The sequence below is a fragment of the Roseburia faecis genome, from assembly GCF_001406815.1.
Classification (GTDB): Bacteria; Bacillota; Clostridia; order Lachnospirales; family Lachnospiraceae; genus Roseburia; species Roseburia faecis.
The window spans coordinates 1-16,057 of record NZ_CVRR01000016.1 but is presented as its reverse complement, the minus strand read 5'-3'; the positions used below and the strand labels follow the sequence as shown (position 1 = coordinate 16,057).

Below are 16,057 nucleotides of genomic sequence, written 5' to 3'. Positions count from 1 at the left end.
AGGAGTTTATACGATGGCGGAAGACCAGAATAATAAAGAAAATACCACGACATCCGATACAAACAATACAAGTGAATATGAAGATGTCTGTTACATCTGCCGCAGACCGGAGAGTGTTGCGGGAAAGATGATACATATCCAGAATGATATCTGCATTTGTCAGGACTGTATGCAGAAAACATTTGATACCATGAACAACGGCACCTTTAACATGGGCGATTTCATGAATATGAACATGGGAAAAATGCCGAATATCAGTATGATCAATCTGGCGGATCTACAGAATGCGGTTCCGAACAAACAGAAGGTAAAGAAAAAGAAACCAAAGGATGAGCAGCCGAAACCGGAACTGGATATTCATTCCATTCCGGCACCGCACAAAATCAAGGCGCGTCTGGATGAGTATGTTGTCGGACAGGAACATGCCAAAAAAGTGATGTCCGTTGCCGTTTACAATCACTATAAACGTGTGATGGAAGACACCAATGACGGCGTGGAAATCGAAAAGTCCAATATGCTCATGATCGGACCGACCGGATCGGGAAAGACGTATCTGGTAAAGACACTGGCACGGCTTTTGGATGTGCCGCTGGCAATTACAGATGCGACCTCTCTGACCGAAGCCGGATATATCGGTGATGATATCGAAAGCGTAGTCAGCAAACTTCTGGCTGCAGCTGACAATGATGTGGAGCGTGCAGAGCACGGTATTATTTTCATTGATGAGATCGACAAGATTGCAAAGAAGCGCAATGCCAATCAGCGGGATGTAAGCGGAGAGTCGGTGCAGCAGGGAATGTTAAAGCTTCTCGAAGGCGCAGAGATTGAAGTTCCGGTTGGAGCAAGCAGCAAAAATGCGATGGTTCCGATGACCACGGTAGATACGAAGAATATTCTGTTTATCTGTGGCGGTGCCTTTCCGGAACTGGAAGAGGTTATCAAGGAGCGCTTAAACAAGGAGGCGTCCATCGGCTTTAAGGCAGATCTGAAAGATAAATACGACAAGGAAGAAAATCTTCTCTGTAAAGTGACAGTGGAGGATGTCCGTAAATTCGGAATGATTCCGGAGTTTCTGGGACGTCTGCCGATTCTGTTTTCACTGGAAGCACTGACGGAAGATATGCTTGTGCGTATTCTGACAGAGCCGAAAAATGCGATTGTACGTCAGTACAAAAAGCTTCTGGCGATGGATGAAGTGGATCTGGAGTTTACGGAGGGCGCTTTGCATGCAATTGCAAAGCAGGCGAAAGAAAAGAAAGTCGGTGCCCGTGCACTGCGAGCCATTATTGAAGAGTTCATGCTGGATATCATGTATGAGATTCCAAAGGATGACAATATCGGAAAAGTGACGATCACAGAGGATTATGTGGAGAAAAAGGGCGGACCGCTCATTGAAATGCGTGGAGTTGCGGCACTTCCGGAACAGGAAGCAAACGCATAAAATGTAGAAAAACCGAAATAAAAGATCTGATGCCGGAGGGCATCAGGTCTTTTTCTTTTCCCTATTGTATGATATGATAGAAACAGTATTGTTTTGTTCGTAATTCATAAGGAGGATGTATGAAAATCATTCATTGTGCGGATTTGCATCTGGATTCCCAGATGACAGCAAACCTGACAAAAGAGCAGGCAAGAGAGCGCAAAAGAGAAATCATCCGTACGTTTACACGGATGGTCGAATATGCAGAAAAGACAGGGGTGCGTCTGATCATGATATCGGGAGATCTGTTTGATACACGAAATGTATCAGCATTGGCGCGCAATACCGTAAGGGACATGATCTGTACACATCCCCAGATTGATTTCTTATATCTGAGAGGAAACCATGACAGTGACAATTTCCTTTCCAAGCTGGAGGAAGTGCCGGACAATCTGCTTTTGTTTTCCGATACATGGACTGCATACCGGTATGGAAATATTGTGATCAGCGGAATCGAGCTCTCGGAGAACAACCGGGCGACCGTTTACAATTCCCTTGTGCTGGGGCATGAAGATTTCAATATTGTCATGATGCACGGACAGGCGGGAGATTATGCATGTCGCACACAGGCAGAGAATATCAGCCTGAACCAGCTGAAAAATAAAAATATTGATTATCTGGCGCTGGGACATGTACATACCTTCATGCAGGACAAGCTGGATAACCGCGGTACCTGGTGTTACTGTGGATGTCTGGAAGGACGCGGATTTGACGAGTGTGGACCGAAAGGATTCGTTTTACTGGATGTGGACGAGCAGACCTGCCGTGCCCAGATGCAGTTTGTTCAGATGGCAGCCCGCACGCTGTACACGCTTGAAGTGGATGTGAGCAATGTCATGACGACAAGAGAAGCGGCAGAGCGGATGGAAGAAGCTGTAAAACAGGCGCAGTATCCGTCGGGAAGCCTTGTCAAATTTGTACTGACCGGTGAGGTGGAAGTGGATGCGGAGATCAATTGCGAGTATCTGCAGAATCTGTTCTCGGATTATTTTTATTTTGAAAAGGTGAAAGACCGGACAACCCTTCGGGTCGACTACAGTGATTATGAAAAAGATGCCTCGTTAAAGGGGGAGTTTATCCGTATGGTACTTGGATCTGAACTGTCACAGGAGCAGAAGGCAGAAGTGATCCGCTGTGGAATTTTGGCATTGTCCGGGGAGGAGATATAGGATGAAATTACGTTCCTGTCATATCGACAATTTTGGAAAACTATCGGATCTGCATCTGGAATTTCAGGACGGGGTCAATCTGTTTCACGAACCGAATGCATGGGGAAAAAGTACACTGGCCGCTTTTTTGCGGGTGATGTTTTACGGGTTTGACTCTAAGAGAGAATCCGGACTGTTTGATAAAGAACGTGTGGTATTCCGCCCGTGGCAGGGGGGAACGTATGGAGGCGAACTGGATTTTTCCTATCAGGGAAAAGAGTACCGGATCAGCCGTACATTTGGAAAAACAGAAAAAACAGATGTTTTTCATTTATACGATCTTTCCACCAATCTGGAATGTCATGATTTTTCTTCCGAGATCGGAAGTGAAATTTTCGGACTGGACAGTGCGTCGTTTAAAAGGAGCGCATTTATTGCACAAAATGACTGCGAATGCTGTTCGACTGATGCGATCAATGCCAAGCTGGGAAATCTTGTAGAGAATACAAACGATATCAATAATTTTGAGACCGCTCAGAAAAAGATTCATGACCGGATGAATAAACTTTCGCCGGACCGTGCAACAGGTTCCATGAAAAAGCGGACGAACATGATCACGCTGTTAACGGAAGAACTGCGTGGCTATGATGCGGCAGAGGCGTCTTACAAAAAGATTACCGAAAAACTTACCGAAAAACAGGAGCAGAGAAAAGAACTGGCCGGGATTCGGGATCAGTATGCAAAAGCATTGCAGGTGGCGAGTGAAGAGAGCCGCAGGGAAGGAATCAAGCAGGCCTATGCGGCCACCAAACAGGAGGAACAGGAAAAGAAAGAGGCACTGGATGCTTTTGCGGATGTATTTCCGGGACAGGTGCCGCAGGATGAGGAGTTTGCAAAGCAGAACCAGGATGTACAGATGCTTGGGGTGTTAAAAACCACTTTGTTTAATCTGGGGCTGACCGAAGAAGAAGAGAACCGTTTGCAGGAACTTGGTGATAAGTTTGAAAACCAGATTCCTTCTGAAGAAAAAATAACGGAAATGGAAAAAGAGCAGGAGCGTTTTGCAAAACTGAAAGAGGAAAAAACGCAGCTGGAAACGAAAATGTCCTATTTTGAAGCGATGGCAATGAAGCGGGAAGAACCGGATTATACGGTAAAAAATCGTCTTCCGATGATGATCTGCGGCATTATCCTGCTGGTGATCGGTGCTGCCGGTGGTGTGTTGTCGTTTCTGTTGCCACAGGTACATAAGTTTTTCCTTCCGCTTCTGGTGGTATCGGTGGTTGCGGCAGTGGCAGGTATTGTGCTTCTTGTGGTGCGCAAGGTGCAGGTATCAAAGGAAGAAGAAAAGGTGCGTGCACTCCGGGTACAGCATCTGGAAGAGGAGCGTAAGCTCCGCGGACCGGTGGAAGAAATTCAAAAAACCATGGAAGAGGCTTCAAAAGAAGCTTCGCGCATCGAACAGGAGACCAAGCATTTTCTGGAGCAGTATCAGATGGTTCCGGGAGAAAAGGATGCCAGAACCTGCCTGTATGAACTCCGCAGCCAGCTGCAGGAATATGAGCGTTTGCGTAGCCGTGCCGGAAAAAGCGATGCGGCAAGACAGGAATTTGAGCGGAAACAGAACTCTTTGCTTGCATTTGGAAAAGAAGCGGGAATGGATTTCGGAGAAGATCTTGCAGCAGGAATCAGCCAGTTACAGATGAAGGCAACCGAGTACCGGATCGCACAGAAAGCATACGCAGAGGCAAGAAAAAAGAGAGAACTGTTTGAGCAGGAACACAATATGAAAGAACTGGCAGCGGTGGAAAAATGTCCATATTCCCTTGACGAACTCAATTCCATGATCCGTGATGTGGATGAGCGGAGCGAGGATATCCGAGAAGCCATCGAGCAGTACCATCATCAGCTCGAAGATCTGCAGGATCAGCTGGATATCCGGGATGAAAAAGAACAGCAGCTTTCCATCTGCAGACAGGAACAGGAAGAAGAACAGCATTTATACGAAACCCTGCGTCTGACGGGAGAGTTCCTGCAGAATGCAAAGGAGCAGTTTTCTGCGAGATATTTGGGTCCGATCGAGAACGGGTTTGGAAAGTATTACTCGCTTCTGACCGGGGATAAAGAAAAAGACTGGATGGTGGATGCCAACATCGAGGTGCAGATGAAAGAGCAGGGAGAGATGCGGGAAACCAAGTGGCTGTCTGCCGGATATCAGGATCTGCTGGGAATCTGTATGCGTCTGGCACTGGTGGATGCGATGTATCCGAAGGAAAAACCGTTTCTGGTGCTGGACGATCCGTTTGTCAATCTGGATGAAGAAAAGATGGCACATGGTAATGAACTGTTTGGAAAAATTTCCGGGGAGTATCAGATTTTGTATTTTACCTGTCATGCAAGCCGGAATATAGAAAACACAAAATAAAGGGAGAGGAAACATGGAGAAAAAGATTTTATTTCCGCAGATCGGCGGAATTATGCACGGAGGGGATTATAATCCGGAACAGTGGCTGGACCAGCCGGACATTCTGGAAGAAGATATCCGCATGATGAAGAAAGCCGGGATGAATTGTGCAACACTTGGGGTATTTTCCTGGTCAACCTATGAGCCGCGGGAAGGGGAATTTCATTTCGCATGGCTGCATGACATCATGGATAAGTTATATGCCAATGGCATTTACACGATATTGGCGACGCCGTCCGGAGCGCGACCGGCATGGCTGGATGAAATATATCCGGAGTGCAGACGCGTGGATTCTTACGGGGTGCGTGAACATCACGGGGTGCGGCACAACCACTGTATGAGTGCACCGGTTTATCGTAAAAAGGTTTCTGTGATCGTCAATAAGCTGGTAGATGAATTCGGAAATCATCCGGGACTTCTGATGTGGCATATTTCCAATGAATTTGGTGGGGAATGTTACTGTCCGCACTGTGTAAAGCGGTTCCAGGATTATCTGGCGGAAAAGTTTGACCATGATATTGAAAAACTGAACAAGGCATGGTGGACAACATTCTGGAGTCATACTTACAATGATTTTTCCCAGATTGAGCCACCGTACCGCAACGGAGAATTCAGCATTATGGGATTGAATCTGGAGTGGAAACGGTTTACCACCTGGAATATGACGGATTACATGAAGGCAGAGATTGCCATTTTAAAAGAACGTACCCCGCAGATTCCGGTGACAACGAATTTTATGAAAGAATATGACGGACTGGACTATCATAAAATGCAGCAGCCGCTGGACGTGGTGTCCTGGGATTCTTATCCGCGGTTTCACAATGATGAGGAGTCGTTTTCAGATACGATGACAGAAAATGCGTTTGATCATGCCATGATCCGTTGTCTGAAAAAAGAGCAGCCGTTTATGCTCATGGAGAGCGCGCCGGGGCTGGTCAACTGGCATCCGTTTAATAAAATGAAACGTCCGGGCGTACACCGGCTGGCTTCGCTGCAGGCAGTGGCTCTCGGTTCCGATACGGTGCAGTATTTCCAGTGGCGGAAAGGAAGGGGATCGTTTGAGCAGTACCATGGGGCGGTTGTGGATCATCTCGGAACGGATGATACCAGAGTTTTTCGTGAAGTGGCAGATCTTGGGGAAGAATTAAAGAAACTCAAAGATCTGGCAGGGACAGTCGTAAAAGCACCGGTAGCCGTGTTATACGACTGGGACAGCCTCTGGGCAACGGATGGAATGAAGGGGCTGGCAGAGTCCACCCGTAACTATATTAAGACCTGCAGGAAAGCATACCGCAATCTGTCGGCACTCGGAGTGGATGTGGATGTGATTTCCAGTGAAGAGGATTATAGCGGTTATTCTGTGATTGTGGCACCAATGCTGTATCTGCTGCATCCGCATGTCGGGGAGCGCATGAAACAGTTTGTGGAGCAGGGAGGTCATCTGATTGCAACCTATGTGACTGGATATGTGGATGAAAACCAGCTCAATTATCTGGGCGGATTTCCGGGAGACGGATTAAAGGATCTCTTTGGCGTGATCAGTGAGGAAATTGATACACTGTATCCGTCCGACCGCAACTGCGTACATTTTGCCGAAATGCCGGAAGGGGAAGTACGGGATTATGCGGAAGTTCTGCGTGTGGCAGATGGCACAAACGTGCTTGGTACCTATGAACAGGATTATTACAAAGGAATGGCAGCAGTGACGGAGCGCACATGTCAAAACGGCAGTGCCATGTATATCGCGGCCCGGCTGGATGATGCTTCCATGCAGCACCTGTATGCGCGTACACTGAAAAAAGCGGGAGTTTCGATGTATAAACTTCCATATGGCGTGGAACGTCACACACGCGAAGCGGATGGTATGCGGTATGTATTTTATCTGAATGATACGACCGGACCGCAGATTGTTTCCGGGGTAGAGGGAATTGATCTTCTGACGGGAGAGGTGATCAAGGGAATTCTTACACTGGAACCGTATGGCGTGGCATGTGTAAAAGAATAAGTTCTATTCTGAAAGTTTTGTGCATATAGTTACGGAAAAGAAGTGTGGGAGCTTCTTATGGATAGAAATTGTGATGCATTTATCCGCTCCAACAATACCTACGATATCCTGATTGTCAGAGAGTCTTTGGAGATTTCTGACGACCGGGCAGAATGTATACAAAATATCGGTGAAAAATTTGTGGCAGAATATTTTGATCGGGACGAGGTGCCGCAGCTGAGCATTAAGACATATGGATATTCGGTTATCCCAAAATGTTTCGGACTGCTGGATACGCTTGCACTGGAGACAACCGGTATCCTGCAGCTGCAGAATCAGCCAGCCCTGTCCCTTCGGGGACAGGGTATTTTTATTGGATTTGTTGATACGGGAATTTCCTATGAACTGCCCTGTTTCCGGAATGCCGATGGAAGTACAAGAATCCGCTCAATCTGGGATCAGAGTATTCCGGCGGGGGAGAAAAATACCCCTCAGGGATTTTTGTACGGAACGGAATATACACAAAAAGAGATCAATGAGGCACTGGAACAGGAACATCCGCGGGAACTGGTTCCAGTGACGGATGAAGATGGGCACGGAACCATGCTGGCAAGTATTGCCTGCGGAAGTGAAGATCTGCAGGCTGGTTTTACTGGGGCGGCTCCTTATGCGGAACTTCTGGTTGTAAAGTTAAAACCGGCAAAACCATATCTGAAAGACTTTTTTTATATTCCGCAGGAGATGCCTGCCTATCAGGAAAATGACATTATGGCGGCAATTGAATATCTCGAAGAGACTGCCAGAAAACTGGGGCGGCCCCTTATTCTGTGCCTTGGTCTCGGGACAAACAACGGAAGCCATTCCGGTGGCAGCAATCTTTCGGAACTTCTTGATGATATTGCGGGCAGATGGCGCCGGTGTGCGGTTGTGGCAACCGGAAATGAGGCGAATGCCAGACATCATTTTTACGGGAAAAGTGATGGAAATTCGATGGTTGCGGTAGAGGTGAATGTGGAACAGCGGATGCGGGGATTTTATCTCGAGTTGTGGGCCAGTGCACCGGAATTGTTTGTGGTGGCGGTGCGTTCGCCGGGAGGCACTCTTATGCCGGCGCAGAATGTGCCCGGAAATTCGCATCAGGAACAGGAATTTATATTTGAAGGGACAAGAGTGGAAATTGATTATGCACAGGTGGGACGCACGCGGGGGGATCAGCTGGTGTTTATCCGGTTTGAAAACCCGGCGGCAGGGATCTGGACGCTGTATGTTAATCCGAGTACCACGATCACAGGACAATTTCATATCTGGCTGCCAATGACCGGAATGTTAGAAAAAGACGTGGTGTTTTTGCGTCCGGATCCGGATGTGACACTTACCGTGCCGTCTTCGGCAAAAATTCCGATTGGGGTGGGTGGAATGGATCAAAAGAGTGGTATTTTATATCTGGATTCCGGGAGGGGGAATACCATTGCATCGGTTGTAAAACCGGATTTTGTGGCTCCGGCTGTGGGCGTGCAGGCGATAGGAAGGCTTGGAAATTATGTGACACTGACGGGAACGAGTGCAGCTTCTGCAATTGCGGCAGGAGCATGTGCACAGATCATGGAGTGGGGAAACAGCCGTGGGAGAAGACTGCTTTTAAATTCGGTGCAGATCGGAAATATTCTGATTCGCGGGTGCGAAAGGAACCCGGATGTATCCTATCCGAATACCGCCTGGGGGGCTGATGATATAATAGTGTCAAGTTAGTAAGGAACCAATAAATTCAAGGGTTTCCGCTGATTTAGTCCTAAGAAAAAATGCTGTGAGAACAGCGAAAAATGATTAGGATGAGCTCATTTTTAATCTTGAAAATTGAAAAACGAGCAACTTGACACTAAATTACCATTAATTATTCGGATGGTGTATGAAGTGTACCTTAAAAGAGGTGATAATTTAATATTTGATATTTAGGTAGGACTAAATTAGCTCTTGTGTGGACAAGTTCCATAAAGCTGACTTGGTCCTACTTTTTTATTGCAAAAAAGGAGAATGTCAGACTTTTATGAGATTTTAATGAATCAGCCGGAGGAGGAGGCAAAGGATATTGCACTTTTCTTAGAGCTTTTTGTCAATGGTTCTTTGAACATCTTTAATCATCAAACGAACGTTGACGTTGATAACCGTTTCACCGTTTACGGTATCCGTGACTTGGGTACGGAGCTTAGTCCTATTACAATGCTCGTTATGATGGAGAGTATCCAGAACCGTATCATTGCAAACGGAAAGCGTGGCGTGGCAACATGGCTGTATATTGATGAGTTCCATGTACTTCTCAATTCGGAGTATTCTGCGAAATATTTGCAGCAGCTCTGGAAAAAGGTTAGAAAGCAGGGCGGTCTTTGTACTGGCATCACGTAGAATGTCGTGGATCTTTTGCAGAACTACACAGCGACAACCATGCTTGCAAACTCCGAGTTTGTTGCCCTGTTAAAGCAGGCAAATACGGACAGCTCAAAAATGGCAGAGGTCATCGGTGTATCAGAAGCACAGCTCCGCTTCGTAACCAATACCCAGAGCGGTATGGGACTGATGAAGTGCGGAAATGTGGTAATTCCTTTTGACAATCAGATTGAAAAAGGAACAGACCTTTACAACCTCTACAACACGAATATCCGTGAAAAAATTGCCTTAGAGAAAAGCAAAAATGCGGTTGACATTGGCTGATTCTCATGTTAGATTATAGCTAATGAAAAGCTTAAGTGCTTTTGCGGCGATAGAGAGGAGCTACCCGTCCCGGCTTTGCGGGCGATACAAATACAAAGTTAGCCTCTGCCTATGGAATTATCATAGGACTGCTCCCAGAATTGCAATTCAAAAAAGAAAAGTTAAGCCTGAGCCTAACAGCCCAGGCATTTTTCTTTTATGGAAACTGGATGATTCCATTTCCAACGATGAGGATAAGGATGGTTTTATGAAAGATACCCGCTTGTTGAAAATATTTAATGATACCAAAGATATACTGTGTAAATATGATTATTATATCCATACTGTAAAACGAATACTACATCTGACAAATACGGAACTGAAAATACCGCATTTGATGGGGCTTCAATATGTTGGTAGACCGAATCAGTATGCTGGGGATTTTGGTGTATATGCAGTAAAGAAGGGCAGAATTACACTGGAGTCATTAGAAAAGCTCGTTAAGAAGTATTATAAAACAAAAGAAAAGCAGGATAGAATGTTAAAGCTGATACATTTGAAGCTGGATTATCTTTACCTTTTACCGGAAATGTTCTGCTCTTATTCAAAGTTGTATCTTTTTGATATTAACCATAATCCTGATTCGGAATTTGACAGCGACTATCTTTTAATTCACAGAATGGAAGATAAGGTACTCCATCTGGGGATAGTCAAAGCACAGGGGAAAGAAAAGGGATTGTGCCATTGTAATTCTTTTATTACAACGTATGTTGCAGAAAGAGATTATGATATTCTGTATCGTGATCTGTCACATTCCTATGAAATTACTAAAATTGTCCGTGAGGATAAGATAACAAAACAGGCAGAGGTTATTTACCAGAGTGAACAGGCATCTCTTAGAGAAAAATCAGGTATCGAAAAAATGCTGTATGCAGTTGGAATAGAACCGGAAGAAAAGTTGGTAAGATATATTATGAAGCTGAATGTAAAATTTGGAGAATATCATACGCTGGATATGCTTTCGGATACAGAACAGCTTATGAAGAAATGCCGTGACAAACGGGATGAGGCGCTGGTAAAGGATTTTATCAGTTTGTGGAGGAAATGTGGAAGGCTCCGGTAAAAGACTGGATTCATGATATGTACGAAAAAAGGCAGAGAAAATCGGAGCAGAAAGCAAATCGGAAAAGAGAGAATAAACAGTAAATCATAGCATCTAAGCCATTGGTTTAGGTGCTATTTTTTTTGCTCTTTTTCAGGAAGAAGGTGAGGAAAATTGAACATCAAAAAGGTGGATGACAAGCCGATGGTCATTCATACCAAAGAAAAGACAAAGCTTCATGTAAAGACTGCCCCGGAGATAAAAATCAAGGTGGGAAACGTCCTGACCGTAGAGAGGACTCCGAAGTTTGCCGGGGCAGAGAGGGAAGCAAAGGCAGACAACATGGATAAAAGAATGTCTGTATTAAAGGTAAAGTCTGCCACAAAGGACAGTAATGGAAAAGCGGATTCAGAAAAGCGTCTTTCCGATAAAAGAGGTCAGTCGGCTCAATCTTCCAGTGGAAAAAGTAAGTCCGTAAAAGAGGACATCAAAAAATCCATGCAGAAGGAAAACAGCAAATATGCACAGTTTGAGAAATCAAAGCAGGATAGGGAAAAAGCCATTGGAAAGAAAAATGGCAGTACAGTAAGCACGCTTGCTTCGGTAGGTGCAAAGACTTCCTTAGACCAGATGGAGGGTGGCAGTGAGGTTTATGAGTCCTATATGGTTACAAGAAACTTATCCCGTCCGGTAGAAAGTGCCACAGATGCAGGCAGGAGGAAAATCAGGACAGCATTGGAAAAGCCTTAAAGGATATAGCACTTATGCGTTTTTCCATGGCAGCAAAGTACATCATCCGGTATGTGGGGTTGTTTCTGCTTGCCCTGTTTGCTCTGGTGGCACTTGTGGCGCTTCCGATTATTGCTGTCATAGCGATTATCTATAATTCGCCCTTTGCCATTTTCTTTCCGTCCATATCATCGAGAGAAACCACGCAGGACGTATTATCAGCCTATGTCGCAGAGTTTAACAGGGAGGTAAATGATGAACTGACAAACTATTCCGGTTATGATACCAGCGAAAAGATCTATGTGGATTTTGAGGGAGCGGGAGAGCCGGATAATTACTGTGATATTCTGACGGTCTATATGGTGAAGTATGGAAATGGTGATACTGCTACGGATATGACGGATAAGGCAAAGGAAAACTTAAAATCCGTTTTTGATGATATGTGCAGCTACACCATTACAAGCTGGACAGATACCTCGACAGATGAGGAAGGAAATACCACATCTACTACCGTCAAGGAAGTCAATGTAAAGCTATAGACCTACCATGACATGATTTCGGAGTATGGCTTTGATGAAGAAGAACAGGAAATGCTTGCAGAACTGATGAAACCGGAAAATCTGGCGATGATGGGTTATACAGGTGGTGGCGGAGATCCCGGCGAGACATTAAGCCCGGAACAGTATCAGGCGATTGTGGATGCAGTTTTCGATACAAACGGAAAAAAGGTTGGTGGAATATGCCTTGTCAAAGGTAGGACACCCGTACAGTCAGGATTTGAGGGACAGTGGTACACACTTTGATTGCAGCTCCCTTGCCTATTACGCATGGCAGAATGCCGGGGGAAACATTATGTATGAAGGTGCAAATACTGCAGCGACAGAGGGCAAGTTCTGCTATGACCATAATTATCTGGTGAATTACGAAGAAATGCAGCCGGGGAATTTAATCTTTTACAGTTACAGTAAGAATGGGAGATTTTTCAACATTACCCATGTGGCAATCTATGTGGGTAACGGTATGGTGGTGGAAGCCGCCAATGAGCGGATCGGTGTTGTGTACCGACCTGTGCAGAGCGTGTAAAACAGATATTAACTGAAAAGAGAAAAGATGCGTCCGGGCAGATACAAAACGGTCAGATGACATTATTCCAGATAGGACTAGAGACAGGGCAGTGCCGATAGGTGCTGCCCTTTTTGGAGACCAGCTATGAAAAGTTACAGAGATTATTTTAGTATCGGAAAACTGGAAAGGGACAGAAACCAATTTCCTTATGACGGTAGCTGACTATCTGAAGTATGTGGATATGGATACTTTTGACAGCCGGAAAGAGGTTGCAGATTCCATGATAGAACTTGGAAGGACTTTGGGAAAGGAAAATGACTGGAGCGAACTGTATTTTGCAGGCAATAAATCGGTTGCTGCAAGATTCTGTGTGGATGACAGACAGCTTATGAAGTTTTTGAAGGGCTTTTATAACAGTACGGATCAGGAGGCTGTATTTGATGAAAAACGATGCTCCGTGGAATGTCTGAATAAGCTGGCAGAGCTTGGTATGGATACCAGAGGAAAAGCAAGTATTGACAGTCTTTCTTATACAAGGCTGGATACGGTCTTTGAACAGGGGCAGACGCTCCGTAATTTCAACGGTCACGATTATCGTGTCATGGAAAAGCTGTCAAAAAAGAACCTGCTGTTAATGGACACCATGACAGGCAGCTTTGTGGTGGCACAGGGAATCGATTTATTTGCAAGGCATCCCCGTGGAGCAGAACCCACAGAGGAAAACAGCCTGATTGCGATTGAATGGGGCATGGACTGTATTTAAGCAGTACACCTTCTGCCATTGATTTTCACCATATCAGGCAACAGTACGGGACAGAAAGGAAGATAGAGGACATCTATCAGTACCGGGAGATGCTTCAGGACAGATTCTGTCTATATTCCAACTTGGAAATGGATGAGCGTATGAGTAGTAAAGCAAGAGAAACAATCATGATGGCAAGCCTAGTATAACACTTTTCCTGAAAAATAAAACAAGAATGGACTAAAACGGGTTCTGATTTGACAATCTTGATTGTTGCATTTTATGTTTGTGTCAATTTCTGCATAATATGGAATATGGTCGATTTCTGCAATTTGGTTGACTAATGAGCTGAAGAAAAATAAAATAATAAGGGGATTTATGGATTTTTTTGTATATCGTATTTTCCTATTATGAATGTAGGAAAAACGTTAAGGAATTCAGAAAGACATGTCGAAATAAAACAAAGTGGAGTATAAAAGATCAGGGACAGGCTACCGTCAAATAGCGGGAAAGGAGGAGACAACATAGATGTTCAAAATTGCAATATGTGATGATGAAAGTTTTTTAACAGAAGAACTAAGAGAATTGCTCTCCAGCTATATGATGGAAAAAGATGTTGTTTTTGAAATAGATACATATAGTTCCGGGGAGGCATTGATAGAATTAGGAATTGAGGTAGTGCGGTATAATATTGTGTTTTTAGATATCAATATGGAGAAAGTTGATGGTATAAAGACGGCTGAGATGATCAGAAAAGTAAGCCGGGAAGTATTTATAGTATTTGTAACCGCCTATGTGGATTATTCGCTGGAGGGATACCGATTAGATGTTGTAAGGTATTTGTTAAAGGGCAATGCTAATTTTCAGAGCAAAGTCAATGAGTGCATGGATGCAATTTTTGATAAGATGAATTATTCCGTAGTGAAAAGGGAATTTGACTTTAAGGAGGGCAGAAAAGATATTTCACTGGAAAGATTATTATATATTGAGAGTAAGTTGCATTTACTTGAGTTTCATATTATGGAGGATACAGAAACAGTTTATACCATGTATGAAACATTAAATGTGTTGGACGATATGCTTTCAGAAAATGGTTTTATCAGGACACACCAGAGTTATCTTGTTAATGCAAAACATATCAAGAATGTTGTCCGCTGTAAAGTAATATTGACAAACGGGGTTGAGTTATCCATACCGAAAGCAAGATATACAGAAGTCAAGAAAAAGTTTATAGCGTGTCGGGGAGAAGTGTAGATGATTGATTTAATGCAGAATGTACTGTTGATATTTATTGAAGTAATGTGTTGTAAGAGTTTTTTTGAGACTTTTGGTGCAATACGATATAAAGGATGGATTAATTTCATACAGATTTTGTTGTTACTTAGTAGTATGTGTTTTTATTCATATGGCTTCTCTGAATATTTTGTACTAAGGCAGATTATTGCGATTTCTGTGTTTTCGGTATTTATGTTTTGGCATGTTAGAATTAGCCTCAAAAAATCCCTTGTATTGGCTATGCTATTTGATGCGTTGCTGTTGGCAATGGACTATCTGGCGTATTTGATTATCGGAATGTTGTCTTTGGACAGTAATCTGTCAGAGCAGCAATATGGGATTGGAGCGGTTTTGGCATATCTGTTGGTGAAAGTAATTTTATTTTTTCTCATTCTTGTAATAAGAAAACAGTTTGGAAAAAAGTCAATGGAAATGATGCTGGATACAGAATGGTTAAGGTTTCTGTTTTTTCCTGTTTTTACTATAGCAGCTATTTCAGCAATGTTATCTGTTTTTAAATATGTACAGACAGTAGAGCAGGCAAATTTGCTTGCTGTCATTGCATTTGGAATGGTGGGAATGAATATCGTTGTATTCTATCTAATTAACGATATTGTGGAAAGAGAAATGAAGATGCATGAAAATAAGGTTTTTCAAATTCAGGCGAAAAATCAGTTGGAAATGTACAGGTCTATCTCTGAAAATTTTGATAATCAAAAAAGAAAGACACACGAATATAAAAATCAGATTTCATGTATAGAATCTTTGCTGGATAAAAAGCAATATTCCAAATTAGAAGAATATGTAAAAAAAATTTATGGCTCGCTGAATAATGAACCGGATGCCATTAACACCAATAATGTAATCGTAAATGCCATACTCAATACAAAGTATCTGGAAGCGGAAGCAAAGGGAATTGTTTTTGTATTCAGGGTAAATGATCTTTCAGAGCTGAAAATAGAAGATGAGGATGTGGTTACTATCCTTGCGAACCTTCTGAACAATGCCATTGAAGCGTGTGAGACATGTGAGGATAAAAAGGCAATTAAGTTCAAGTTCGTTAAAGAAGATGATATGATAATTATTGCGGTTAAAAATTCATTTAATTATGATGTTGTATATGAGAATGGAGAGATAAAATCTACGAAAACATCAAGTGTGGATGAACATGGTGTAGGAATCAAGAATGTGTTAAAAATTATTGAGAAATATGGTGGTGCATATGTCATTGAAGATAAGAATAAAGAGTTCTTCTTTTCAATTATTATTCCTACGTGAATGTAATGTTAAAATAAGTGGATCCTCAATAGTATTTTGAGATTCCCGCGTGAGGGGGAAAGTCAATTACAAACAGAATAAATTACAGCAGTGAAAGTGACGATA

14 protein-coding genes and 1 pseudogene are annotated in these 16,057 nt (G+C 43.5%); all 15 read left to right on the top strand.

The features are described from left to right. Positions 1–13: 13 nt before the first annotated feature. The 15 genes and pseudogenes from clpX to M72_RS06640 all read left to right on the top strand — a co-directional run bounded on the left by clpX (position 14) and on the right by M72_RS06640 (position 15,952). Positions 14–1,441 (top strand): ATP-dependent Clp protease ATP-binding subunit ClpX, encoded by a 1,428-nt coding sequence (gene clpX, locus M72_RS06710; RefSeq protein ID WP_055067672.1) that lies wholly within the window; start codon positions 14–16, stop codon positions 1,439–1,441. Positions 1,442–1,560: 119 nt separating this feature from the next. After that, positions 1,561–2,649, top strand: coding sequence for a metallophosphoesterase family protein (locus M72_RS06705; protein ID WP_022047117.1), 1,089 nt, complete (start codon positions 1,561–1,563; stop codon positions 2,647–2,649). Position 2,650: 1 nt separating this feature from the next. Beyond that, entirely contained in the window at positions 2,651–5,053 is a 2,403-nt protein-coding gene (locus M72_RS06700) for an ATP-binding protein (protein ID WP_055067671.1), read from the top strand. A 13-nt stretch (positions 5,054–5,066) separates the two neighbouring features. Further along, complete coding sequence (locus M72_RS06695) at positions 5,067–7,097, top strand: beta-galactosidase (protein ID WP_055067670.1); 2,031 nt, start codon at positions 5,067–5,069, stop codon at positions 7,095–7,097. A gap of 57 nt (positions 7,098–7,154) precedes the next feature. After that, on the top strand, positions 7,155–8,825 hold the full coding sequence (locus tag M72_RS06690; RefSeq protein ID WP_055067669.1) for a S8 family peptidase: 1,671 nt from the start codon (positions 7,155–7,157) through the stop codon (positions 8,823–8,825). 282 nt (positions 8,826–9,107) lie between these two features. Next, positions 9,108–9,782, top strand: a pseudogene (locus M72_RS18095) (TraG/VirB4 family ATPase); the annotation flags it as partial. A 247-nt stretch (positions 9,783–10,029) separates the two neighbouring features. Beyond that, on the top strand, positions 10,030–10,884 hold the full coding sequence (locus tag M72_RS06675) for a PBECR4 domain-containing protein (RefSeq protein WP_055067666.1): 855 nt from the start codon (positions 10,030–10,032) through the stop codon (positions 10,882–10,884). 153 nt (positions 10,885–11,037) lie between these two features. Continuing rightward, the gene (locus M72_RS17585; protein ID WP_055067665.1) at positions 11,038–11,613 is read left to right on the top strand and encodes a hypothetical protein; all 576 of its coding nucleotides are present in this window, start codon (positions 11,038–11,040) and stop codon (positions 11,611–11,613) included. Positions 11,614–11,627: 14 nt separating this feature from the next. Then, on the top strand, positions 11,628–12,131 hold the full coding sequence (locus M72_RS17580; protein ID WP_055067664.1) for a hypothetical protein: 504 nt from the start codon (positions 11,628–11,630) through the stop codon (positions 12,129–12,131). A 12-nt stretch (positions 12,132–12,143) separates the two neighbouring features. Next, positions 12,144–12,395 (top strand): hypothetical protein, encoded by a 252-nt coding sequence (locus M72_RS17575; protein WP_055067663.1) that lies wholly within the window; start codon positions 12,144–12,146, stop codon positions 12,393–12,395. Further along, positions 12,337–12,675: a C40 family peptidase gene (locus M72_RS17570; RefSeq protein WP_243130492.1), complete on the top strand. Its 339-nt coding sequence runs from the start codon at positions 12,337–12,339 to the stop codon at positions 12,673–12,675. The genes M72_RS17575 and M72_RS17570 overlap by 59 nt, the downstream gene beginning before the upstream one ends. Before the next feature lie 190 nt (positions 12,676–12,865). After that, positions 12,866–13,420 carry a hypothetical protein gene (locus tag M72_RS06650; RefSeq protein WP_055067661.1) on the top strand — a complete coding sequence of 185 codons (555 nt, stop codon included), beginning with the start codon at positions 12,866–12,868 and terminating at the stop codon, positions 13,418–13,420. After that, the gene (locus tag M72_RS17335) at positions 13,399–13,608 is read left to right on the top strand and encodes a hypothetical protein (RefSeq protein ID WP_138347320.1); all 210 of its coding nucleotides are present in this window, start codon (positions 13,399–13,401) and stop codon (positions 13,606–13,608) included. The genes M72_RS06650 and M72_RS17335 overlap by 22 nt, the downstream gene beginning before the upstream one ends. Positions 13,609–13,927: 319 nt before the next feature. Continuing rightward, positions 13,928–14,653 carry a LytR/AlgR family response regulator transcription factor gene (locus M72_RS06645; protein ID WP_055067660.1) on the top strand — a complete coding sequence of 242 codons (726 nt, stop codon included), beginning with the start codon at positions 13,928–13,930 and terminating at the stop codon, positions 14,651–14,653. Then, entirely contained in the window at positions 14,654–15,952 is a 1,299-nt protein-coding gene (locus tag M72_RS06640; RefSeq protein WP_055067659.1) for a sensor histidine kinase, read from the top strand. Positions 15,953–16,057 lie beyond the last annotated feature (105 nt).